Source organism: Caulobacter sp. P1_D6 (assembly GCF_056406095.1).
In genome coordinates this window covers 62815-84118 of the sequence record NZ_JBFUAW010000029.1, presented here as the reverse complement: position 1 = coordinate 84118, position 21304 = coordinate 62815, and the positions used below count along the sequence as shown (strand labels likewise).

Here is a 21304-nt window from a genome sequence, read left to right as displayed (position 1 = left end):
CGGTCCAGCTTGCGGGGCAAGCCCCGAGGCCTACTCCGCCAGACCCATGGCCAGCCGGATGGCCTGCTCGACGGGGGCGTAGGCGCCGTCATGCCTGTCCAGCCTCAGCGGCGTTCGTGGAAGCAGCGGCGGCTGCGCCATGAAGCGGGCGTTGCGTCCGTGGTGCGGCTGGGCCGCGTGCACGAGGAACGGATGGCAGAGATAGACCGTCCCGGCCTCGCCGACGGCCATGGCTTCGTCGCGCGGCTCCATGTCGCCGATGGTCCGCACGAGCTCCCGGAGCGTTAGCCCCTCTTCGCCGGCCGTCGCCAGGCTCCGCGCGATGTCCCCGTGCGAACCCGGGAGAAGGCGCGTGGGCGCATCCTCCGGCCCGACGTCGGAAAACAGGAACAGCATCAGCAGCGCCCGTCCTTTCGAGGCGACGTTCGTTCGCCATTCCATGAAATCGGGCTGGTCATGGCCGAAGCTCGGATCGACGTGCCATCCGGTGTCGCCGGCGTCCTCCGCCGAGGGAAACCTCACCGGGAATGTTCCCATCGCCATGCAGGGAAGCCAGCGGCCTGGCCCCACGAGCTGATCGAACGCCGCGTGCAGGACCGGCGTGTTGGCGGCTTCCACGAAGGGCCTCTGGCTGTACATCCCCAGGCGGACAACGGGTCTGGTCCAGGTGCTCGGATCGGCGGGATCGCAGCCCGTGTCGCGCCACAGAATGGCGCGCGCCTCGTCCGCGAGGGCCCGAGGGAAGGCCCGGTCGATCCGGACAAAGCCGCGTTCGATGAAATGCCGAATTTCGGCGTCGTTCAGCATGCGGCTCTCGGCGGATTCCCGTTCGCCCGACATGCGTTCAGCGCGCCAGCCGCCCGTCCGTCAGCGCCGCCGGCTCGAACTTGAAGATCACCTCCGGATCCGGCCGCTTGATCCCCTTCAGCAGCTTCTTCGGGGCCGAGACGTGCAGGAGCCAGCGCAGGATGTTCAGCCGCGCGGCCTTCTTGTGGTTGGCGCGCACGCAGATCCACGGGACCGGCGTCGAATGGGTGCGGATCAGCATCTCGTCGCGGGCGGCCGTATAGTCGTCCCACTTGGCCTGGGCCACGGCGTCCAGGTCGCTGACCTTGAAGGCCTTCAGCGGCTCCTCGCGCCGGGCCTTGAGGCGCTCGGCCTGGGTTTCCTGGTCGATGTCGAGCCAGAACTTGGTCATCTTGACCCCGTTCTCCACCAGCATCAGTTCGAAGGCCGGGACGTCGCGCAGGAACTGTTCCTGCTCGTGCGAGGTGGAGAAGCCCATCACCCGCTCGACCCCGGCCCGGTTGTACCAGGAGCGGTTGAACACCACGGCCTGGCCGGCGGCGGGCAGGTGGCGGACATAGCGCTGGAAGTACCACTCGCTGCGCTCGTGGTCGCTGGGGGCGGGCAGGGAGATCACCTGGGTGGCGCGGCGGTGGGCGTGTTCGGTCAGGCGGGCGATGGCCCCGTCCTTGCCGGCGGCGTCGCGGCCCTCGAACAGGGTGACCGTCTTCCAGCCTTCCTTGATGGCCTGACGCTGCAGGCCGATCATCGCCAGCTGCAGGTCGCGGAGTTCGGCTTCGTAGTCTTCGAGCTTGCTCATGTCTGGAGCCTACCCCCGTCCGGTTCAGTTGCGCTAGAAGAGCGGCATGATCCGTCTTTTCGTTCCTCATCCGCTCAAGGCCGGCGCCGGCGTCGCGCCCACCGTCGATCAGTCGCGCTACCTGTCCGCCGTGATGCGGCTCAATGTCGGCGACGAGATCCTGGTGTTCAACGGCCAGGACGGCGAGTGGCGCTGCAGCCTGACCGAGGCCGGCAAGCGCGGCTGCCTGCTGCGCTGCGAGGCCCAGACCCGCGAGCAGGACCACGCGCCCGACCTCGACCTGGTGATCGCCATGGTCAAGCGCGGCCGGGTCGAGACCATCGTCGAGAAGGCCGCCGAACTGGGCGCGCGCCGGGTGCGCCTGACCCAGACCCGCCGGACCAATGTCGACTTCCTCAAGCTGGGTCGCCTGGACGCCATCGCCATCGAGGCCGCCGAGCAGACCGGCCGCCTGGACGTGCCGGTCATCGACGACCCGCTGAAGCTGGACAAGATTCTGGATGGCTGGGATCCGGAGCGCCGGCTGATCTTCTGCGACGAAGGCGGCGACGCCCGCCCCCTGATCGAGGCCGCCAAGGAAGCGCCCGCCCCGGCCGCCATCCTGATCGGCCCCGAAGGCGGCTTCGCTCCGGAGGAGCGCGAGCGCCTGCGGAGCCTGCCGTTCGTCATTCCGGTGTCGCTGGGCCCTCGCATCCTGCGGGCGGATACAGCGGCGATCGCGGCGATGACGCTGTGGCAAGCGGCCGCGGGGGATTGGCGCTAGCGGCGGTGCCTCCGCGATAGCTTCGGGCCGCGTCCGGCGCGACCTGCAAAGTCATAGCCACGTCGAGAGTTCACTTCCGGGCACAACCTGCGATGGACTTGTCGGGTGCGCTCCTTGATAGTCGTCCCAGCATTGGGGGCGACCCATGAAAACGTTCGCACGCACAATCGTCACGTTGGCTTTGGCCTGGAGCGGCTTGCCCGTCCTGGCGGCGGAGCCGACCTATGAAATCGCCTTCGCCAGCTTCGCCCCGCTCAATAGCGACATCTTCATCGCCGACGCGGACGGAAGCCATGCCAGGCCGTTCCTGCCGCATGCCGAACTCGATTCCAACGCCAGCTTCTCACCCGATGGAAAGTGGGTGCTGTTCACGTCGCGACGCGCGGGAAACTCGGACATCTACCGTGGGCACCCCGATGGCGGCGGATTGGAAGCCTTGGTGGCCTCGCCCGCCTTTGACGATCAAGCCGCCCTGTCGCCCGACGGCCGGACACTGGCCTTCGTCTCCAGCCGTAGCGGCCAGGCCGACATCTGGTTGCTGGATTTGGCCAGCAAGGCGCTGCGCAACCTGACGAACAACGCCGCAGGCGACTTTCGCCCGTCCTGGTCCCCGGACGGACAGTGGCTGGCCTTTTCATCGGACCGCGATTCCGAAAATCCCCGCAGTCCCAAGGGTGACTTCACGATCCGGCATTCGACCGAGATCTACGTGGTGAAGGCGGACGGCTCGCAGCTTCGACGGATCACCCAGAACCAGCAATACGGCGGCAGCCCGACCTGGTCGCCGGACGGCGCCAAGCTGGCTTTCTACGCGACGACGATCGCCGAGGTGCGCAACATCACCAGTCCTCTGCGGTCGCGCGGTGTCAGTCAGATCGAGACGGTCGACCTGACGACCGGCGCGCGGGAGGTGTTGACGTCCGGCGCCGGGGAGAAGTGGTCGCCGCATTGGTTGGCGTCCAGTCAGATCGGCTATGTCAGCGGTGGGCCCGAAGGCGGCGTTGAGCGGGTGGCGGGCTCTCCTGGGGCTCGGGGCCAGTTCAGCAGTCCCAGCTGGTCCGCGGACGGTCGTCGCATGGTGTTTCATCGTGAGGTCGAGCAGGCGTGGCCGCCGGATCACCGATGGGTTTCCCTCGATCCGAGGTTTGCCCTGAAGCGTGTCGGCGTCTTTCCGTCCTATTCGCCTTCGGGCGACCGTCGGGTCAGCAACGACAAGACCGCCGGCATCCTGCACAACAGCATACTGATGATGCAGGCCGACGGATCGCGAGCGTCCGTGCTGTTCGGCGACGCCGAGAAGAGCGCCCTGGCGCCCACCTGGTCACGCCAGGGAGACCGGATCGCCTTCGGGCTGGGTCAGTTCTTCCAGAACCTCCAGGGGCCGGCCCAGGCCGACATCGCCGTCATCGACACCAAGGGCGGGGCCTTGCGGATACTCACCCACGGCGGCGGGAATTTCGGCTTTCCCGATTGGTCGGGCGATGGCCGCCATCTCGTCTATCGCCAGGCTGGCGCGATCCGCGCGCTGGATATCATCGACCTGGACACCGGAGCTTCCCGCGTCCTTCTGACCGGGGCGGCGCACTATAATTTCCCGGCCTGGTCGCCCACCGACGACGTCATCGCCTTCACCGCCGATATCGACGGTGACTACGAGATCTATTCCATCCGCCCAGATGGCTCCAACCTCAAGCGTCTGACACGCTCGCGCGGCAACGACGCCCACAACGCCTGGTCACCGGACGGTCAGTGGATCGCCTTCACGAGCGCCCGGGGAGGGTTCAAGGACGAAGCCCTTCTGCATCCGGCCAATCCGCAGCCCTACGGCGAGATTTTCGTCATGCGAGCCGATGGCTCTGAAGTCCACGCCCTCACCGACGAGCCTCATGAGAAGGGTACGCCCAATTGGGCGCCGCTCGGCAAGGTCAATTGAAGCTCGACGCGACCGACGCCATGCCTTGCGAGGGAGGCGAGGCCGGAAGCTCGACCGAACCTTCCTTGTTGCGAAAGACTGGGCGTCCCTCTTGAGGTTCGCTAAGAAAACGCCCAACTGCGCAGCACGACAGTTCGCGGGCGGGTCGGAGGGTTTGCCCCTCCCTTCTTGATGCGTGTTTTGGGAGGGATGGCCGATGGCCGAAGCCGCGAGCCAGGAGCGTCCGCTGACGCTGGACGATCTGACCGCCTATTTCGCCCAGGGCTCCAAGCCCAAGGAAGCCTTCCGGGTCGGCGCCGAGCACGAGAAGTTCGGCTTCTACCTCAAGGACCACACGCCCGTTCCTTACGAGGGCGACAAGGGCGTGCACGCCCTGCTGACCGGCCTGCAGCGCTTCGGCTGGAAGCCAGTCATGGAAGGCCCGACGATCATCGGGCTGGAGCGCAACGGCGCCAATGTCAGCCTGGAGCCCGGCGGACAGTTCGAGCTGTCCGGCGCGCCGCTGCTGACCATGCACGACATCTGCGAGGAGACCGGCCAGCACCTGGACGAGGTCAAGACCGTGGCCGACGAGCTGGGCCTGGGCTTCCTGGGCCTGGGCTTCTCGCCGGTTTGGCGGCGTGACGAAGTTCCTGTCATGCCCAAAGGGCGTTACGTGATCATGCGCAACTACATGCCCAAGGTCGGCGGCCTGGGCCTGGACATGATGCTGCGCACCTGCACCGTGCAGGCCAATCTCGACTTCTCCAGCGAAGCCGACATGGTCGCCAAGTTCCGCATGAGCCTGGCCCTGCAGCCGATCGTCACCGCTCTGTTCGCCAATTCGCCGTTCACCGAGGGCAAGCCCAACGGCTTCCTGTCGGCCCGCGCCAACGTCTGGACCGACACCGACGCCGACCGCACCGGCCTGCTGGACTTCGTGTTCGAGGACGGCTTCGACTTCGAGCGCTACGCCCGTTACGCCCTGGATGTGCCGATGTACTTCGCCAAGCGCGGCGACAAGTACATCGACCTGGCCGGCCGCAGCTTCCGCGACTTCATCGACGGCAAGATCGACGAGCTGCCGGGCGAGCATGCCTCGATCAAGGACTGGGCCGACCACACCACCACCCTGTTCCCCGAGGTGCGACTGAAGACCTATCTGGAGATGCGCGGCGCCGACGCCGGGCCGTGGAGCCGCCTCTGCGCCCTCCCGGCCTTGTGGACCGGCGTGTTCTACGACGACGCGGCCCTGGCCGCGGCCTGGGACCTCTGCAAGCACTGGACGGCCGAGGATCGCGCCGGCCTGCGCCGCGACGTGCCGAAGCTGGGCCTGAAGGCCGTGGTGGCCGGCCGCACGGCCCAGGACGTGGCCAAGGACTTCGTGGCCATCGCCAAGTCGGGCCTGAAGTCGCGCGCCCACCTGAACGGCGGCTTCCTGGACGAGACGATCTATCTAGGCGACCTGGAAGAGATCGCCGCCACCGGGATCACCCCCGCCGAACGGCTGCTGTCGCTCTACAACGGCGCCTGGAAGGGCGACATCAACCGGGTGTTCGAGGACTTCGCATACTGAGGCCTTCGGGGCTGAGGCCAGCGCGCCCTCACGCGAACCGCTTGGCCCCGGCCACGCACAGCACGATCACGGCGGTGACCGCGATCATGGTCATGGCGACGGGCTCGTGCAGCAGCAGCCCGGCCAGCGTCAGGCCGAAGAACGGCTGGAGCAGCTGCAGCTGTCCGACCTTGGCGATGCCGCCCAAGGCCAGGCCGCGATACCAGAACACGAAGCCGACCAGCATGCTGAAGACCGAGACATAGGCCAGGCCCAGCCAGGCCGGCGCGCCGATCCCGCTCCAGGTCCGGGGCAGGGTGACCAGCGCGATGATCGTCATCAGGGGCAGCGACAGCACCAGCGCCCAGCAGATCACCTGCCAGCCGCCCAGCCTGCGGGACAGGACCGCGCCCTCGGCGTAGCCCAGGCCGCAGGCGACGACCGCGGCCACCATCAGCAGGTCGCCGGCCAGCGATCCCGAACCGCCCCGCGAGACGGCGAAGCCCGCGACCGACAGGCTGCCGATGATCGAGCAGACCCAGAACGCCGGCTTGGGGCGCTCGCCGCCGCGCAGGACGCCGAAGATCGCCGTCGCCAGCGGCAGCAGGCCGATGAAGACGATGGAGTGGGCCGCGTCGATGTGCTGCAGCGCCAGGGCCGTCAGCAACGGAAAGCCGACCACGACACCCAGCGCCACGATCACCAGCGGGCGCAGGTCCGACCTGGCCGGCCGCGCCTGCCTCAGCGCCAGCAGCAGGGCCACGCCCAGCACGGCGGCGATCACGGCTCGGGCCGAGGTCAGGAAAACCGGCTCGAAGCCGCCGATCGCCACGCGCGTGGCCGGCAGCGAACCGCTGAAGATGATCACGCCCAGAAGGCCGCTGCCCCATCCCTTTGATGTCTGTTCCATCTGCTCGTCCCCGAAAAGCCAGCGCGAGGCATAGTCGAGGCGGTCGCGCATGACCCGGAACGGTCAGTACGATCTGGGGCGAACTGTATGCTACGCTAGGCCGCACAGTTGAGGTGCGGGTGAATGAGCAAGGCCGTGAGCCGGACCGGCGAGGCGATGGAGGCGATCCGCGGCAGGATCTCCAGCCGGGCCTTGTCGCATGGCGACAAGCTGCCCTCGATCCGGGGCCTCGCCGCGAGCTTGAAGGTGTCGCCCTCGACCGTCGTCGAGGCCTATGACCGGCTGGTCTCGGAGGGCGTGGTGCTCTCGCGGCCGGGGTCGGGCTTCTATGTTTCCGCGGGCGTCGCGACGCCGGTCGTCAACGATCTCCAGCCGAGAGCGGATCGGGCGATCGATCCGCTGTGGGTTTCGCGCCAGTCGCTGGATGCGGAGCCGCAGGCGCTGAAGCCCGGGTGCGGCTGGCTTCCGTCGGACTGGATGCCCAACGCGATCCTTCGACGCGCCATGCGCGGCCTGGCCCGCGCCGACGACGCCGTGCTGGCCGACTACGGCAATTCGCGGGGGTTGCTGGACCTGCGACAGCTGCTGGCCAGGCGCTGCGCGGGCGACGGCCTGGATGTCGGCCCCGAGCAACTGTTGCTGACCTCGTCCGGCACCCAGGCGATCGACCTGATCTGCCGGTTCCTGCTACGCCCCGGCGACACGGTCCTGGTCGACGACCCCTGCTACTTCAACTTCCAGGCCCTGCTCGCCGCCCACAAGGTGCGTATCGTCAGCGCGCCCTATACGCCCACCGGCCCGGACGTGGCGCGGTTCGCGCAGGTCCTGGTCGAGGAGAAGCCGCGCCTCTACATCACCAATTCCGCGATCCACAATCCGACCGGCGCGACGATATCGGCGCAGACCGCGCACAAGCTGCTGACGATCGCCTCGGCTCATGGCCTGATCATCGTCGAGGACGACATCTTCGCCGAGTTCGAGCCGGAGCCGTCGCCGCGCCTGGCGGCGTTCGACGGCCTGGTCAACGTTATCCGGATCGGCAGCTTCTCCAAGACTCTGTCGGCCTCGGTCCGCTGCGGCTACATCGCGGCGCGGCCGGAATGGATCGAGGCGATGGTCGATCTCCAGGTCGCCACCAATTTCGGCGGCGCCAGCCCGGTGGCGGCCCAACTCGTCTTCAGCAGCCTGATGGACAGCGACTATCGGCGGCATGTGGAGGCGCTGCGGCGCCGGCTATCGGGCGCCAGGCGCGACGCGACGGCCAGGCTGGCGGACCTCGGGGTGCGGACCTGGGTCGCTCCACGGGGCGGTTTCTATCTCTGGGGGCGGCTGCCGGATGGCAAGGACGCGTCGGACATCGCGCGGGCCGCGCTGCTGGAAGGCGTGATCCTGGCGCCGGGAAACGTCTTCAGCGTCCCGCAGGAGGCCTCGGACTTCATGCGGTTCAACGTTGGGCAGATGCAGGACCCGCGCGTCTACGCGGTGCTGAAACAAGCCCTGGCGAGCGCCTAGGCGCGGTTCAGAAGATCGCGCGGAAGCCGGCGATGATCCCAACCCAGGCCAGCACGCTGGCCGCCACGACCGCCAGCCGGCCCCAGGCCAGCTTGGCGCGGGCGGGACGCGAGCGCGCGGCGCCGGGCGACGGCCGCATACCGGAATCATAACCGACGTAAGCCACGACGTTTCTCCCAGGGACGCCTCTCTAGAGGAGGCTTCGCGCTAAGCGCTGCGGATATTGCAGCGCTTGAAAGGTTAACGAACGCTTTACACTTGTAGCCGGTTCAACGTGGCTCAGATTGATCCGGTTCCCTCATAGGGCTTTGCGATGTGCGCCGGCCCCTCTTCGCGGATGTCGTCGCCCTCCCACGCCGCGTCGTCGGGCATCGAGACATTGGGCGCCCAATGCTCGGCCTGGCTGGAGCCGGAACCGCTGTCGGTGTGCCGGACCACCTCGTCGACATCGACCGCCCGGGTCTCGGCCGCGGTAAGGCCGGCGCGCTTGAAATCCACGTGCTCGGGATAGAAGGCCAGGCGGCCGGCGATCTGACTGACGCCGGGCAGCGGGTTCTCGTACGACCAGACCGCGTTCTCGATGATCTGGGCGTCGCGATAAATCGTGTAGTAGCTGGCCTGGCCCTTGTAGGGGCAGTGGGTGACCTTGTCGGTCTTCTGCAGGAAGTCCATGGCCACGTCCGCGCGCGGGAAATAGCGCACCGGGGCGTAATCGGCCTCCTTGAGCATCAGGACATCGCCACTGTCGGCGATCTCGTGGCCCTCGAAAAGCACTTCGACCCGTCCGTCTTCGCGCGAACAGGTGATGGGGTGGTCCTGGGTCGGGTCGGTCATGGTGAATTCTCCCGCCTGAGAAGGGCGCCGCCTAGGAAACGCGCGGGAGGGGAGCGGGGCTCCGAAGCGGCAAGCCATTGCTTGTGAAACGCAAAGCGCCGTGATCTTCTCCCCGCCAATTGGGGAGGGGAGGGCGAAACCACCTGTCGGTCGCCCGCCCGCTTGTACGTTTCAAGGTTCGTGAATGAATATCGTTGTCGCCGCCGGCATCCTGGTCACGCTCGTGACCGGTGTTCCCGTGCTTATCCAGCTGTTGCGGGGCCATCCGCGCGGCCTGATCATCTGCTTCCTGGCCGAGATGTGGGAGCGCTTCTCCTACTACGGCATGCGAGGGCTGCTGATCTTCTACCTGACCCAGCACTTCCTCTTTGATTCCAAGACCGCCGGCGGCCACTACGGCTCCTACACCTCGCTGGTCTACATCGTGCCCCTGCTCGGCGGCTTCCTGGCCGACCGCTATCTGGGCACCCGCAAGGCCGTGGCCTTCGGGGCGATCCTGCTGGTGGCGGGCCACCTGACCATGGCGGTCGAGGGCCGCCCGGCGACCCAGACCCTGCAGTACGCCGGCCAGACCTACGAGTTCCAGGTCAAGGGCCGCGGCGAGGAGCGGGTGGCCAAGATCGTCGTCGGCGACAAGCCGTACGACGTGGCGGCCAACGCGGCGGGCGACTTCGAGATCAAGAACCTGCCGGCCCAGTCGGCCCTGCCGTCGGTTCTGCCCAAGGGTCAGTACAAGCTGGACGTGAAGGACCGCGATCCGCTGTACCTGAACATCTTCTGGCTGGCGCTTTCGCTGATCATCGTCGGCGTGGGCTTCATGAAGGCCAATGTCGCCACCCTGGTGGGCCAGCTCTATCCGCAGGGCGATCCGCGCCGCGACCCGGGCTTCACCCTCTACTACTACGGCATCAACCTGGGCTCGTTCTGGGCCGCCATCCTCTGCGGCCTGCTGGGGGTAAACCTGGGCTGGGGCGCGGGCTTCGGCATGGCGGGCCTGGGCATGCTGGCCGGCTTCGTGGTCTTCGTGCTGGGCAAGCCCTGGCTGCTGGGCAAGGGCGAACCGCCAGAGCCGGTCAAGCTGAAGGCTCCGGTGCTGGGCCCGGTGAACCGCGAGGGCTTGATCTACGCCGCCTCGCTGGGCCTGGTCGGGGTGATCTTCTTCCTGGTGCAGTACACCCCGGTGGTCAGCGTCACCCTGATCGCCGGCAGCGTCCTGTCGTTGGTCTACATCCTGTGGTTCGCCTTCGTGAAGTGCGAGAAGGTCGAGCGCGAGCGGCTGCTGCTGGCCACGGTGCTGGTGCTGGGCGCGGTGATATTCTGGGCCCTGTTCGAACAGGCCGGTTCGTCGCTGAACCTGTTCGCGGCCACCAACGTCAACCTCGTCCTGCTGTCGCAGCCGGTGCAGTGGTTCGGCGGCGCGGTGGTGCTGGGTTCGCCCGAGCAACTGGCCGCGGCGGGCTGGAGCACGGCCGGCAAGCTGTGGGTCAACACCTCGTTCAACGCGGCCCAGACCCAAGCGCTCAACGCCGGCTGGATCCTGATCTTCGCCCCGGTGTTCGCCGCCCTCTGGACGTTCCTGGGCAGGCGCGGCCGCAATCCGGGTCCGATGGTCAAGTTCGGCCTGTCGCTGATCCAGGTGGGCGCGGGCTTCCTGATCCTGCTGGTCGGCGCCCAGTTCGCCGACGGTGCGTTCCGGATGCCGCTGATCTTCCTGGTGCTCATGTACATGCTGCACACCTCGGGCGAGATGTTCATGTCGCCGGTCGGCCTGTCGCAGATGACCAAGCTGTCGCCGCTGTCGATCGTCTCGTTCGTGATGGCCGTCTGGTACATGGCCCTGGCCATGGGCAACCTGGTCGCCGGCTGGATCGCCGGCATCGCCTCGACCGAGACCATCGGCGGTCAGGTGCTGGATCCGGCCGCGGCCATGGCCCAGTCGCTGCTGGTGTTCAAGATCATCGGCCTGATCTCGATCGCCATCGGCGTGCTGTTCCTGGCCCTGTCGCCGGTCCTCAAGAAGTGGTCGCACGGCTCGGACGACACCAACCCCGAGCCGGTCGCCGAACCGGCCTCGATCGCCCCCTAGGCGTTCGCCCAGACAAGAAAGGCCCCGGAGCGATCCGGGGCCTTTTTTCATGGCCGAAGCTCAAGCGCCAAGTTGACGCGAATAATTCTCCATCGCACGCTATGGTCGATTTAGCGGCGCGAAGCCGCCGTCTCGGGAGGGCGTCATGGGAACTGCCTACACCATCTTCGGCGCGGGGCCGGCGGGCCTCTACACGGCCTGGCGGCTGGTCACCGGCGGCAAGGCCGTGGCGGGCGACAGCATCGAGCTGATCGAGTGGGGCGACTACGCCTTCGACGGTCCAGGCTCGGGCACCCGCCTGCCTGCCGGCCGGATCGTGACCCACTTCTGCAACGACGATCCGACCCAGTCCTATGTCGAGGCCGGCGGCATGCGGTTCATCGAATGGGACGGAACCCAGGGCCACCAGCTGGTCACCCTGACGATCAACATGCTCGGCCTGGGGCCTCAGGTCGTGCCGTTCAACACCACCACCGACCCGCTGCTCTATCTGCGCGGCGAGCACATCTACCAGAAGAACCTGGCCACCCAGAACGCGCCCTACAACACGCCGGGCAACAACGCCGCCCCGGCCGCGACGCTGTTCGCCAACATCTCCAACCTGATCACCGGCACGCCGGCGCCCGCCACCCGCACCGCCCAGTGCACGTTCTACGGGACGGGAGTGCTGCCGCCGACCTTCAACTCGTTCGTCTATGCGCCGGGGTCGACCGCCGGCAACATCGGCTACTGGAACATCTTCTACGACCAGGCCGGCAACGAGGGCTACGAGTACGCCTCGGACGCCGGCGGCTACACCTCCAACGTCATCAACTGGAACGCCGCCAACGCCGCGGTCTACAACAGCGAGTTCGCGCCCGGCGGCCAGTTCAAGACCGTGCAGGGCGGCTACTCCCAGGTCTTCGTCCAGCTGTTCCAGCAGACCCGCGCGGCGGCGCAGGACGCCGGGGTGGCGTTCTCGCTGCAGGCCAATACGCGGCTGCATTCGGTCTGGCTGGCGGACGGCGTGATAAACTATCGCCTGGCCAGCGCCGCCGACCCGTTCAAGGGCGGGCCGACCCTGACCACGCCGAACGCCCTCCTGGCGATGCCGCCGGCCTCGCTGGACCTGGTGGCCGAGGCCACGCGCTACGCCGACCTGCCGGCCGGCACGCTGGACATCATGAACCAGCGGCCCGTGCAGCTCTACATGGACGGGGTGATCCGCCAGCCGTCGATGCGGGTGATGCTGTTCTTCGACAGCCCCTGGTGGGAGACCTGCCCCTATCCGCCGGACCTGACCAGCGACGGCCTGCCCAACACCTTCGGCCCGACCATCACCGACCTGCCGCTGCGCCAGGTCTACTATTTCGGCGACAACAGCGACGGCAACCCCAACCCCGTCTACGGCGTGCTCGCCTCGTACGACGACATGCAATACGTGCAGTTCTGGCAGGAACTGGAGCTGCACGTCGACGAGCGCCGCACCATCCCGCTGGAGGAGGACTACCAGGTCCTCCATGCGCCCGCGACGGCCAACGAGACGATGGTCCGCATGGTGCTGCTGGAGCTGGCCAAGGTGCACTACGGCAGCCCCGACGACGCCTACAAGATCCCGTACCCGGTGTCGGCGGTGTACAACGACTTCTCGTTCAACCCGTTCGGGGCGGGCTACCACGCCTGGGCGGCGCACTACGACATCTGCGACGTGATGCAGAAGATCCGCCAGCCCACCGGCCTGGTGGACGGCGCCCCGGCCGCCAACCTGTTCATCATCGGCGAGGCCTATTCCAACGACCAGGCCTGGGTGGAAGGGGCGTTCTGCACGGCGGAGTCGGTGCTGGTCGACTACTACGGCATGACCACCATCGCCGACACGACCAACTATCCGCTGATCTGCGCCTGCTCCTGACGGCCTAGGGGCGGCGCGGCGCCTGGGAGTGCGGCCGCCAGTCCTTGGGCGCCAGTTCGAAGCCGTCGAAGTGGAAGCCGGGGGCCACGGTGCAGCCGACCAGGGTCCAGGCCCCGAGGCTGACGGCGGTCTGCCACCAGCCGGTCGGCACCACCAGCTGCGGCAGGCCGCCTGCCCGCAGGTCGGGGCCCAGGACGTGGACGGTCGCGCCCTGCCCGTCGGGGGGCGACATGGTGATCTTCATCGGGGCGCCGGCGTAGTAGTGCCAGACCTCCACCGCGTCGATCTTGTGCCAGGCCGACACTTCGTCGGCCTGCAGCAGGTAGTAGATCGCGGTCGAGGCCGGGCGGGCCTCTTCGGCCGGGGTGTCCTCGAACGTTCTGCGATACCAGCCGCCCTCGAGGTGCGGCTGCAGATCGAGCAAGCGAATGACCTCGTTGCCGCTTAGCTCGCCCGAGATTTCCGACAACATGCTCACCCCTTGAAGTCGTCCTTGGCGGCGCGAATCTCGCCGAACGCCTCCGCCGGCGCCAGATGGGGCCGCAGCAGGGGCGCGCGCAAGAACGGATTCGTCGCCTTCTCCAGGCCGATGGTGGTCGGCACGGTCGGCTCGCCGCGCTCGCGGGCGGCGAACACCGCCGCCGCGCGATCCTTGAGCACCGGCGCGTCGTCCACGGACAATGCGAAGCGGGCGTTCGAGGCGGTGTATTCGTGGGCGCAGTAGACGGTGGTGTCGTCGGGCAGGGCGGTCAGCTTGGACAGCGAGCCCCACATCTGCTCGGCCGTGCCCTCGAACAACCGGCCGCAGCCCAGGGCGAACAGGGTGTCGCCGACGAAGGCGATGTGGTCGCGGGCGTCGTGATAGGCGATGTGCCCCAGGGTGTGGCCGCCGGTGTCGATCACCGCCAGCGGCGTCTCGCCCAGCATCACGGTGTCGCCCTGGCCGACGGGGCGGTCCAGCGGCGCGATGCGGGTCACCTCCTGCGGGCCGACGATCGTCGCGCCGGTGGCCGCCTGGATCGCCGCGTTGCCGCCGGCGTGATCGGGGTGCCAGTGGGTGTTGAGGATCAGGTCCAGTTTCCAGCCCAGCTTGTCCAATTGGGCCAGGATGGCGTCGGCGTCGGGCGTGTCGATCGTCGCCGTCGTTCCCGTGGCGTCGTCGCGCACGAGAAAGCCGTAATTGTCCGACAGGCAGGGGAACTGGTGGACGGTCAGCGACATGCTCTCGACTCCGGACTGGGGCGTGACGCGAAGGGTCGGCCCGCCTACATAGATGAAGCCATCGATCGGGAGACTCAATGCGCCGCGACGTGCTCGATCTCAGAGCCTTCTACGCCAGCCCGCTCGGACGCGCGGCCCGCGAGATGCTGGGCCGGAAGGTCGAGGAGGCCTGGGGCGACGCGCGGGGACTGGACGTGTTGGGCCTGGGCTACGCCACGCCCTTCCTCGACAAGGCCCGCACCCAGGCCCGCCGGGTTGTGGCGGCCATGCCGGCCACCCAGGGCGTCGAGGTCTGGCCGAACGGCGGGGCCAACGCCGCCACCCTGGTCGAAGAGACCGCCCTGCCGTTCGCCAACGCCATGTTCGACCGCATCCTGGCCGTCCACGCCCTGGAGGAGGCCGACGACCCTGCCGCCGTCCTGCGCGAGATCTGGCGGGTCATGGCGCCGTCGGGCCGGCTGATCGTCGCCGTGGCCTCGCGCGACGGCCTGTGGGCCGGGGCCGAGAGCACGCCCTTCGGCCATGGCCGGCCGTTCAGCCGTCACCAGCTGGAGGCCCTGCTGCGCGAGGCCGACCTGGAGCCCGCCGGCTGGACCCGGGCCCTCTACGCCCCGCCCATGCCGGTGGCGGCGCGCTGGGCCGAGGGGTTCGAGCAGGTCGGCGCCCGCCTGTGGCCGCGCTTCGCCGGCCTGATCCTGATGGAGGCGGTCAAGCAGACCTTCGCCGTCAAGCCGCGCGGCAGCCGTGCGCGGGTGCGGGTGTTCGCGCCGGGCGTGTTGCAGCCCTCGCCGGGCGGTCCGGCGCCTGTTCGAAAGGCGCCGCGTAATCTAAATGCCGCAAAGCCCTTGGAGCCATCGATTCCCGGGCCTAGCTTCAAGTCGTAGAACAAGCCGTCGTCAGCGGGAGCCGCGCCATGAAGATGATCGTCGCCATTATCAAGCCCAGCCGCCTTGACGCCGTGCTTGAGGCGGTCACCGAGGCGGGCGCCTCGGGCCTGACGGTCACCGAGGTTCGCGGCTACGGCCGGCAGAAGGGCAAGACCGAGGTCTATCGCGGCGCCGAGTACGAGGTGAAGCTGCTGCCGAAGGTCAAGCTGGAGATCGCCGTGGCCAACGACGTGGTCGAGCCGGTGGTCGAGGCCCTGCAGAGCACCGCCAACACTGGCAAGATCGGCGACGGCAAGGTGTTCGTCATGGACCTGGAACAGGCCCTGCGCATCCGCACCGGCGAACGCGACGCCGCGGCGATCGCGGGCTAGCCGCTACCCCTCCAGCTCCCGCAGGTCGCGTCCGCGCGTCTCGGTGCCGAACCACGCCACCAGGACCAGGGCCAGGGCCAGCGGCGCGATGATCATCAGGGCGGCGACCTTCAGCGGCGGCACGGCCGCCAGGATGCCCAGCAGCTGGGCGATCAGTCCGCCCGACTTGCTGCACGCCGCCACCCAGCCGGTGGCCCGGCCGCGAATCCGCAGCGGGAAGCTTTCGGCCGTGTAGGGCAGCAGGATGGCCAGCAGGCCGTTGGTGCCGATGATCATCAGGGCGACCGGCAGCACGGGACTGACGCCGGGGCCGATGGTCAGCACGCCGGCCACGCCCAAAGCGCTAACGGCAATCGTCGCCGCCAGCGACCACTTGGTGCTCCAGCGGCTGTACAGGAACGCGCAGACGAAGACGGTCGGGAAGGCGATCAGGGCCGACTTGGCCAGCAGCTGGCTGGAGACGCCGACGCTGTGGCCCTCGGCCACCAGTTCGGCCGGCAGCCACAGCAGCAGGCCGAAATTGACCAGGCCCCAGGCCACCGCCGCGATGCTCAGCGCCAAGGTCTTGCCGATGAAGCGCCGCTCGACCGGCGGCGGGGTCAGGACGTGGTGATGATCCTCGGGCGTGTCGACCTTCTCGCGGACCACCGAGCCGAACCGCTTCATGACGGTGTGCGCGGCGTCGATGCGGCCGATGGTCATCAGGAACTTGGCGGACTCGGGGATCGCGCCGCTGAGGGCGATCAGGATCAGGCCAGTCGGCAGGTTCAGGAACCACATGATCCGCCAGCCGAACTCCGGCTGCAGCCAGGCCGAACAGCCGGACGAGGCCAGGTAGCCGCCCACGGCCCCCAGGCCGCCGACCAGCACCAGGGCCCAGCCGCGGTGCTTGGACGGCATGGTCTCGGCCAGCAGGGCGTAGACCACCGGCAGCAGGCCCCCGGCGGCCGCGCCCATCATGAAGCACATGATCACGTTCCACCAGAAATCGGGCATGGCGCCGCAGATCGAGGTGCCGACGAACATCACCGCCGACAGCAGGATCGAGGCGCGCCGTCCGAAGATGTCGGCCAGGGCGCCCCAGATTATCGAGCCGGTCACCGTGCCGCTCAGGGCGGCGAAGGGCAGCCAGGCGACCATGGACTTGCTGACGCCGTACTCCTTGATCATGCCGGGCACCACGAAGCCCAGGCTGGCCGGTTTCATGATGTCGATGATCAGGGCCACGACCAGCACCAGCATGAGCCACCAGTGGGCCATGGACAGCGGCGCGTCCTCCGGCGGCGTGACCTCGACGGTGTGCTCCAGGTGATGGTCGACGCCGTGTCGGGGCAGCAGGCCCCAGCCGGCCAGGGCGCAGCCGGGCGGGATGATCAGCATGCCCACCGTCATGCCCAGGTCCATCTTCATGCCGGCCAGCTGGTAGCCGATGTCGGCGCCCATCAGGTACATCGGCACGTGCAGCACGACGCCCGCCGTGACCACAAGGCAGCCCAGCCAGAAGGCCCACAGGCGCTTGCGGTCGGCGAGGACGTGATGGGCGGGCGTCTGGGCTGTCATGGGCGTCCAACAAACATGCGGGAGACTTCTATCCAAGCGCAGCCATAACATGGGTCCGTGCGTTGACGAATTTCCGTGGCACAAAGGGGCGACATGGCCGACGACGCATCCTCGCTGACCTCCGCTTCGCTTCTCCGTCCGGGCGCCACCTGCTGGCGCGTGGAGCAGGCCGACCGGCTGGCGCTGTTTATCGACAACGACGAGGCGTTCGACGCCCTGAAGTCCATTCTGCTGTCGGCCCGGAAGTCGATCTGGATCCTGGCCTGGGTGTTCGATCCGCTGACCCGGCTGGACCCCGACCGGGTGCGCAAGAGCCGCGACCCGGCCCATGTCGACCGCATCGGCCTGCTGCTGCGTCGCCAGGCGGCGCTGAACCCCGGGCTCGACGTGCGGATCCTGGTCTGGGACATGCCGTTCCCGATCGCAGCCTCGCAGCTGTTCGGCCCGCATCGCGGCCAGGTGTTCTTCACCGGCTCGCGGGTCAAATACCACCTGGACAACACCCTGCCGGCCAGCGCCTGCCATCACCAGAAGGTGGTCGTGGTCGACGGCAGCGTGGCCCTGGTCAGCGGCGGCGACATCGGCGTCGACCGCTGGGACACCACCCAGCACCTGGACAACGATCCGCGCCGTCGCCTGCCGACCGGCCACCACTATCCGGCTCGGCACGAAGTGGCGGCCCTGGTCGACGGCAAGGCCGCCGAGGCCCTGGGCGACCTGTTCATCGCCCGCTGGCAGCGGTCGACCGGCGAGGCGCTTGAGCGCTCGGAGAAGGCCGAGGAGACGCCCTGGCCGGACCACCTGGTCCCCGACCTGCGCAACGTCCCCGTCGCGATCTGCCGCACCCAGCCGGCCTGGAAGAGCGATCCCGAGATCAACGAGTCGATGCTGATGCACCTGGCCAGCATCAAGGCGGCCAAGCGGCTGATCTATCTGGAGAACCAGTACCTGACCTCGCCGATCATCGTCGAAGCCCTGGCCGACCGCCTGGCCGAGCCGGACGGTCCCGAGGTGGTGACGGTCGGCCCGGCCCACAGCCCCAGCTATTTCGACCAGATGACCATGGACAGCGCCCGCACCTCGGCGATCAACCGCCTGCGCGAGACCGACGTCCACGGCCGCTTCTCGGCCTTCAGCGCCCGCACGCCCAAGGGCGCGGCGATCATCGTCCACTCCAAGGTGGCGATCATGGACGATCGCATGCTGCGGCTGGGGTCGGCGAACCTGAACAACCGCTCGATCGGCCTGGACACCGAGTGCGACATCGCCTTCGAGGGAACCGACGACACCAGCCGAGCCGCCATACGCGCCTTCCTGGGCCGGCTGATCGGCCACTTCCTCGATCACGAGACCGAGCACGTGCTCGAGACCTATGACCGCTTGGGCGGCTTGGCGGCGACGATCAACGAACTGGATCGCAGGGGCGGCCTGCCGCGCCGCCTGGCGCCGGTGCCGATCAAGTCGCTGACCGGCGTGCAGCAGTTCATCGCCGACTGGAGCCTGGGCGACGCCATCTCGCCGACCGACGCCTGGCGGCCCTGGGGCCGCCGCAAGCGACTCAAGCGCGAGCTGCACCGTCTGATGGACGATCATCAGTCGCCGGTGCTGCCGGATCACCTGCTGGACTGATCTCCAGGTCGATCACCAGCGGCAGGTGGTCCGAGGCGGTTCGCGCCAGGGCGCCGTAGGGTGAGCGCACCCCGACCGTTTCCACGCCCTTGGTCAGGAACACGTGGTCGATGCGCATGAACGGGAAGTTCGACGGAAAGGTCGCTGTCGGGGCCTGGCGCCACGTCGCGGTCGGGGCCTGGGCGTCGCGCAGGGCGGCCTTCAGCAGGCGATAGGTGGCCGAATAGGGCGTGGCGTTGAAGTCGCCCAGCAGGATGCCCGGAGCCTTCCAGGCGTCGTGGGTGATCCAGCCCTCGCCCAGCAGGGCGGCGGCCTGGCGCTTCTGCTCCTGGGGCACCAGGCCAAGGTGGGTGTTGATGATCTGCACCGGGGTGCCGCCGACGTCGACCGTGATCCAGATCGCGCCGCGCGGCTCCAGGCCGGGGATCAGCGGATACAGCGGCAGGCCGCCGGCCTTGACCTTCTTCTCCGGCAGGGCGGTCAGGATGGCGTCGCCGTAGAGCTCTTCCTCGACGGCCATGGCCGGATGGAAGTGCGAGCGCATCTTCAGCAGTTCGGCCAGGCGGTGGGCCTGGTCCACGCCCTTGGTGCGGGCCCGGCGGACGTCCAGTTCCTGGAGCGCGACCACGTCGGCGTTTTCCGCAGCGATGACCTCGGCCACACGCTCGACGTCGAGCTTGCGATCCGTGCCCACGCAACGGTGGACATTGTAGGTCATGAGACGAAGCTTCATCCGTCGAAGAGATCGCCTGAGGGGGCTGGAGGTTCCGCCGCCGACGCGGCGCCGGCGGGCGCGGGGTTGCGGCTGAGCATGAACAGGCAGGTTTCCGCCCGCCAGTTCTCGAGGGTCCTGGTCGGGTCGATCTGCCGGGCCGGGCCGTTGCCCGCGAAGGCGGCGCAGGCGTCGATGCGGACATCGAGGTCCTCGGTCAGGGCCAGGAAGTCGGCCAGGGTGCACAGGTGGATGTTGGGCGTCGCCCACCACGGCAGGGGCAGGGCCTCGGTCTCGGGCATCCGTCCGCGATGCAGCAGCGACCAGCGCACCCGCCAGTGGCCGAAGTTGGGGAACGACACCACGGCCCGGTCGGCGATCCGCAGCAGCTCGTCCAGCACGTGGCGCGGCCGGCGTGTGGCCTGCAGGGTCTGGGACAGCACCGCGTAGTCGAAGGTGCGGTCGGGGAAGTGGTCCAGGTCCTGGTCCGCGTCGCCCTGCACTACCGACAGGCCGCGCGACATGCAGGCGGCCACGCCGGCGGCGCTGATCTCCAGCCCGCGGCCGTCGACCTGCTTTTCCTGGGTCAGCAGGTCCAGCAGCACGCCCTCGCCGCAGCCGACGTCCAGCACGCGGGAGCCTGGGCGGACGAGGCGCAGGATCTCCTTGAAGTCTTCGCGGATCATTTAGAGAGCCCCCGCTCCCGTTCCACCGAGCTGAGGAAGCCTTGCAGCGCCGCATCCATCACCGGCTCGTCCAGCAGGAAGGCGTCATGGCCCTTGTCGCTCTCGATCTCGACGAAAGCCGCGCGGCAGCCGGCGGCGGTCAGGGCGCGGACGATGTGGCGGTTCTCGGCGGTCGGGTACAGCCAGTCGCTGGTGAACGACAGCACGCAGAAGCGCACGTTGCGCGCGCCGGCGAAGGCTCGGGCCAGCACCCCGCCATGGCTGGCGGCCAGGTCGAAATAGTCCATCGCCCGGGTGATGTAGAGGTACGAGTTGGCGTCGAAGCGGTCGACGAAACTGGCCCCCTGGTGGCGCAGGTAGCTCTCGACCTGGAAGTCGGCGTCGAAGCCCCACGACAGGCCGTCGCGTTGCAGTTCGCGGCCGAACTTCCGCTGCAGGGCCGGCTCGGACAGATAGGTGATGTGGGCGGCCATCCGCGCGACGGCCAGGCCCTTTTCCGGACGCGACTTGCCCTGGGCGTAGGCCCCGGCCTTCCAGTCGGGGTCGGCCATGATCGCCTGGCGGCCCACCTCGTGGAAGGCGATGTTCTGGGCCGAGTGGCGCGAGGCCGAAGCCACGATCACCGCGCTGAACATCTTGTCCGGATAGTCGGCCGCCCACTGCTGGACCTGCATGCCGCCCATGGAGCCGCCGATCACGGCCAGCAGGCTCTCCACGCCCAGCGCCTCGACCAGCATGGCCTGGGCCCGCACCATGTCGGCGACGGTGATCACCGGGAAACTCAGGCCGTAGGGCTTGCCGGTGGCGGGATTGATCGAGGCGGGACCGGTCGAGCCCGAGCAGCCGCCGATCACGTTGGAGCAGATGACGAAATGCCGGGCCGGATCGACCGGCTGGCCGGGGCCGACCAGGCGCGTCCACCAGCCGGCCTTGCCGCTGACGGGGTGGGTTCCGGCCACGTGCTGGTCCAGGCTCAGGGCGTGGCAGATCAGGACGGCGTTGGTCCCGTCCTCGTTCAGCGTGCCCCAGGTGCGGTACGCGATCTCCAGATTTTCCAGGGTCGCGCCGGAGTCGAGCCGCAAAGGTTGATGGGCCGGGAACCGCCAGGTTCCGCCCTCCGAAAGCACAGCCCCGGCGAAATCGAGATTTGCCATGCCCGCCTTGGACCG

General features: G+C 68.3%; 20 protein-coding genes. 9 read left to right on the top strand and 11 right to left on the bottom strand.

Going from position 1 to position 21304, the window contains the following annotated elements:
• Nucleotides 1-30: 30 nt before the first annotated feature.
• Nucleotides 31-807: a phytanoyl-CoA dioxygenase family protein gene (locus tag AC1DYP_RS16905; protein WP_477047308.1), complete on the bottom strand. Its 777-nt coding sequence runs from the start codon at nt 805-807 to the stop codon at nt 31-33.
• A 37-nt stretch (nt 808-844) separates the two neighbouring features.
• On the bottom strand, nt 845-1606 hold the full coding sequence (locus AC1DYP_RS16900; RefSeq protein ID WP_477047307.1) for a polyphosphate kinase 2 family protein: 762 nt from the start codon (nt 1604-1606) through the stop codon (nt 845-847).
• A 46-nt stretch (nt 1607-1652) separates the two neighbouring features.
• Here AC1DYP_RS16900 and AC1DYP_RS16895 point away from each other — a divergent pair, with 46 nt between their 5' ends.
• From AC1DYP_RS16895 to AC1DYP_RS16885, 3 genes are all read left to right on the top strand, one after another.
• Complete coding sequence (locus AC1DYP_RS16895; RefSeq protein WP_477047306.1) at nt 1653-2369, top strand: 16S rRNA (uracil(1498)-N(3))-methyltransferase; 717 nt, start codon at nt 1653-1655, stop codon at nt 2367-2369.
• A 145-nt stretch (nt 2370-2514) separates the two neighbouring features.
• Complete coding sequence (locus tag AC1DYP_RS16890; RefSeq protein WP_477047305.1) at nt 2515-4302, top strand: hypothetical protein; 1788 nt, start codon at nt 2515-2517, stop codon at nt 4300-4302.
• Between the two features lie 196 nt (nt 4303-4498).
• Nucleotides 4499-5857, top strand: coding sequence for a glutamate--cysteine ligase (locus AC1DYP_RS16885; RefSeq protein WP_477047304.1), 1359 nt, complete (start codon nt 4499-4501; stop codon nt 5855-5857).
• A gap of 28 nt (nt 5858-5885) precedes the next feature.
• Here the strand turns inward: AC1DYP_RS16885 and AC1DYP_RS16880 are convergent, their stop codons facing one another.
• Nucleotides 5886-6746: a DMT family transporter gene (locus tag AC1DYP_RS16880; RefSeq protein WP_477047303.1), complete on the bottom strand. Its 861-nt coding sequence runs from the start codon at nt 6744-6746 to the stop codon at nt 5886-5888.
• A gap of 123 nt (nt 6747-6869) precedes the next feature.
• Here AC1DYP_RS16880 and AC1DYP_RS16875 point away from each other — a divergent pair, with 123 nt between their 5' ends.
• Nucleotides 6870-8258, top strand: a complete 1389-nt coding sequence (locus AC1DYP_RS16875) for an aminotransferase-like domain-containing protein (RefSeq protein ID WP_477047302.1) — start codon at nt 6870-6872, stop codon at nt 8256-8258.
• A 7-nt stretch (nt 8259-8265) separates the two neighbouring features.
• Here AC1DYP_RS16875 and AC1DYP_RS16870 read toward each other — a convergent pair whose 3' ends face one another.
• Together AC1DYP_RS16870 and AC1DYP_RS16865 are read right to left on the bottom strand one after the other, a co-directional pair.
• Nucleotides 8266-8424 carry a hypothetical protein gene (locus tag AC1DYP_RS16870; RefSeq protein WP_477035132.1) on the bottom strand — a complete coding sequence of 53 codons (159 nt, stop codon included), beginning with the start codon at nt 8422-8424 and terminating at the stop codon, nt 8266-8268.
• Between the two features lie 113 nt (nt 8425-8537).
• On the bottom strand, nt 8538-9092 hold the full coding sequence (locus AC1DYP_RS16865; protein ID WP_477047301.1) for a DUF427 domain-containing protein: 555 nt from the start codon (nt 9090-9092) through the stop codon (nt 8538-8540).
• A gap of 184 nt (nt 9093-9276) precedes the next feature.
• On the opposite strand from AC1DYP_RS16865, the gene AC1DYP_RS16860 reads away from it, so the two are divergent.
• On the top strand, nt 9277-11178 hold the full coding sequence (locus tag AC1DYP_RS16860; RefSeq protein WP_477047300.1) for a peptide MFS transporter: 1902 nt from the start codon (nt 9277-9279) through the stop codon (nt 11176-11178).
• A 145-nt stretch (nt 11179-11323) separates the two neighbouring features.
• A complete protein-coding gene (locus AC1DYP_RS16855; RefSeq protein WP_477047299.1) occupies nt 11324-13069 on the top strand; it encodes a flavin monoamine oxidase family protein in 1746 nt (581 codons plus the stop codon).
• A gap of 4 nt (nt 13070-13073) precedes the next feature.
• Here AC1DYP_RS16855 and AC1DYP_RS16850 read toward each other — a convergent pair whose 3' ends face one another.
• Together AC1DYP_RS16850 and gloB are read right to left on the bottom strand one after the other, a co-directional pair.
• Nucleotides 13074-13541 carry a cupin domain-containing protein gene (locus tag AC1DYP_RS16850; protein WP_477035136.1) on the bottom strand — a complete coding sequence of 156 codons (468 nt, stop codon included), beginning with the start codon at nt 13539-13541 and terminating at the stop codon, nt 13074-13076.
• Between the two features lie 2 nt (nt 13542-13543).
• Nucleotides 13544-14290, bottom strand: a complete 747-nt coding sequence (gene gloB, locus AC1DYP_RS16845; protein WP_477035137.1) for a hydroxyacylglutathione hydrolase — start codon at nt 14288-14290, stop codon at nt 13544-13546.
• Nucleotides 14291-14367: 77 nt separating this feature from the next.
• Here gloB and AC1DYP_RS16840 point away from each other — a divergent pair, with 77 nt between their 5' ends.
• Both AC1DYP_RS16840 and AC1DYP_RS16835 read left to right on the top strand, forming a co-directional pair.
• Nucleotides 14368-15174, top strand: a complete 807-nt coding sequence (locus tag AC1DYP_RS16840; RefSeq protein ID WP_477035138.1) for a class I SAM-dependent methyltransferase — start codon at nt 14368-14370, stop codon at nt 15172-15174.
• A gap of 29 nt (nt 15175-15203) precedes the next feature.
• Nucleotides 15204-15548 (top strand): P-II family nitrogen regulator, encoded by a 345-nt coding sequence (locus tag AC1DYP_RS16835; RefSeq protein WP_422178578.1) that lies wholly within the window; start codon nt 15204-15206, stop codon nt 15546-15548.
• 3 nt (nt 15549-15551) lie between these two features.
• On the opposite strand, the gene AC1DYP_RS16830 is transcribed toward AC1DYP_RS16835, so the two are convergent.
• On the bottom strand, nt 15552-17108 hold the full coding sequence (locus tag AC1DYP_RS16830; protein ID WP_477047298.1) for an MFS transporter: 1557 nt from the start codon (nt 17106-17108) through the stop codon (nt 15552-15554).
• A 93-nt stretch (nt 17109-17201) separates the two neighbouring features.
• Between AC1DYP_RS16830 and AC1DYP_RS16825 the strand changes: the two genes are divergently transcribed.
• Nucleotides 17202-18737, top strand: coding sequence for a phospholipase D-like domain-containing protein (locus tag AC1DYP_RS16825; protein ID WP_477047297.1), 1536 nt, complete (start codon nt 17202-17204; stop codon nt 18735-18737).
• Here AC1DYP_RS16825 and AC1DYP_RS16820 read toward each other — a convergent pair.
• The 3 genes from AC1DYP_RS16820 to metX are packed head-to-tail and all read right to left on the bottom strand — an operon-like array spanning nt 18667 to nt 21289.
• A complete protein-coding gene (locus AC1DYP_RS16820; protein WP_477047296.1) occupies nt 18667-19470 on the bottom strand; it encodes an endonuclease/exonuclease/phosphatase family protein in 804 nt (267 codons plus the stop codon). The two genes, AC1DYP_RS16825 and AC1DYP_RS16820, sit on opposite strands and share 71 nt — an antisense overlap.
• A complete protein-coding gene (metW, locus tag AC1DYP_RS16815) occupies nt 19467-20135 on the bottom strand; it encodes a methionine biosynthesis protein MetW (RefSeq protein WP_477047295.1) in 669 nt (222 codons plus the stop codon). Before metW ends, AC1DYP_RS16820 begins: the two co-directional genes overlap by 4 nt.
• Complete coding sequence (metX, locus tag AC1DYP_RS16810; RefSeq protein WP_477047294.1) at nt 20132-21289, bottom strand: homoserine O-acetyltransferase MetX; 1158 nt, start codon at nt 21287-21289, stop codon at nt 20132-20134. Before metX ends, metW begins: the two co-directional genes overlap by 4 nt.
• Between the last annotated feature and the right edge of the window lie 15 nt (nt 21290-21304).

Excerpts from the sequence above, each read along its gene's own strand:
- AC1DYP_RS16905 (WP_477047308.1), bottom strand. The coding sequence starts at position 807 with ATGCTGAACGACGCCGAAATTCGGCATTTCATCGAACGCGGCTTTGTC.
- AC1DYP_RS16900 (WP_477047307.1), bottom strand. The coding sequence starts at position 1,606 with ATGAGCAAGCTCGAAGACTACGAAGCCGAACTCCGCGACCTGCAGCTG.
- AC1DYP_RS16895 (WP_477047306.1), top strand. The coding sequence starts at position 1,653 with ATGATCCGTCTTTTCGTTCCTCATCCGCTCAAGGCCGGCGCCGGCGTC.
- AC1DYP_RS16890 (WP_477047305.1), top strand. The coding sequence starts at position 2,515 with ATGAAAACGTTCGCACGCACAATCGTCACGTTGGCTTTGGCCTGGAGC.
- AC1DYP_RS16885 (WP_477047304.1), top strand. The coding sequence starts at position 4,499 with ATGGCCGAAGCCGCGAGCCAGGAGCGTCCGCTGACGCTGGACGATCTG.
- AC1DYP_RS16880 (WP_477047303.1), bottom strand. The coding sequence starts at position 6,746 with ATGGAACAGACATCAAAGGGATGGGGCAGCGGCCTTCTGGGCGTGATC.
- AC1DYP_RS16875 (WP_477047302.1), top strand. The coding sequence starts at position 6,870 with ATGAGCAAGGCCGTGAGCCGGACCGGCGAGGCGATGGAGGCGATCCGC.
- AC1DYP_RS16865 (WP_477047301.1), bottom strand. The coding sequence starts at position 9,092 with ATGACCGACCCGACCCAGGACCACCCCATCACCTGTTCGCGCGAAGAC.
- AC1DYP_RS16860 (WP_477047300.1), top strand. The coding sequence starts at position 9,277 with ATGAATATCGTTGTCGCCGCCGGCATCCTGGTCACGCTCGTGACCGGT.
- AC1DYP_RS16855 (WP_477047299.1), top strand. The coding sequence starts at position 11,324 with ATGGGAACTGCCTACACCATCTTCGGCGCGGGGCCGGCGGGCCTCTAC.
- AC1DYP_RS16850 (WP_477035136.1), bottom strand. The coding sequence starts at position 13,541 with ATGTTGTCGGAAATCTCGGGCGAGCTAAGCGGCAACGAGGTCATTCGC.
- gloB (WP_477035137.1), bottom strand. The coding sequence starts at position 14,290 with ATGTCGCTGACCGTCCACCAGTTCCCCTGCCTGTCGGACAATTACGGC.
- AC1DYP_RS16840 (WP_477035138.1), top strand. The coding sequence starts at position 14,368 with ATGCGCCGCGACGTGCTCGATCTCAGAGCCTTCTACGCCAGCCCGCTC.
- AC1DYP_RS16835 (WP_422178578.1), top strand. The coding sequence starts at position 15,204 with ATGAAGATGATCGTCGCCATTATCAAGCCCAGCCGCCTTGACGCCGTG.
- AC1DYP_RS16830 (WP_477047298.1), bottom strand. The coding sequence starts at position 17,108 with ATGACAGCCCAGACGCCCGCCCATCACGTCCTCGCCGACCGCAAGCGC.
- AC1DYP_RS16825 (WP_477047297.1), top strand. The coding sequence starts at position 17,202 with ATGGCCGACGACGCATCCTCGCTGACCTCCGCTTCGCTTCTCCGTCCG.
- AC1DYP_RS16820 (WP_477047296.1), bottom strand. The coding sequence starts at position 19,470 with ATGAAGCTTCGTCTCATGACCTACAATGTCCACCGTTGCGTGGGCACG.
- metW (WP_477047295.1), bottom strand. The coding sequence starts at position 20,135 with ATGATCCGCGAAGACTTCAAGGAGATCCTGCGCCTCGTCCGCCCAGGC.
- metX (WP_477047294.1), bottom strand. The coding sequence starts at position 21,289 with ATGGCAAATCTCGATTTCGCCGGGGCTGTGCTTTCGGAGGGCGGAACC.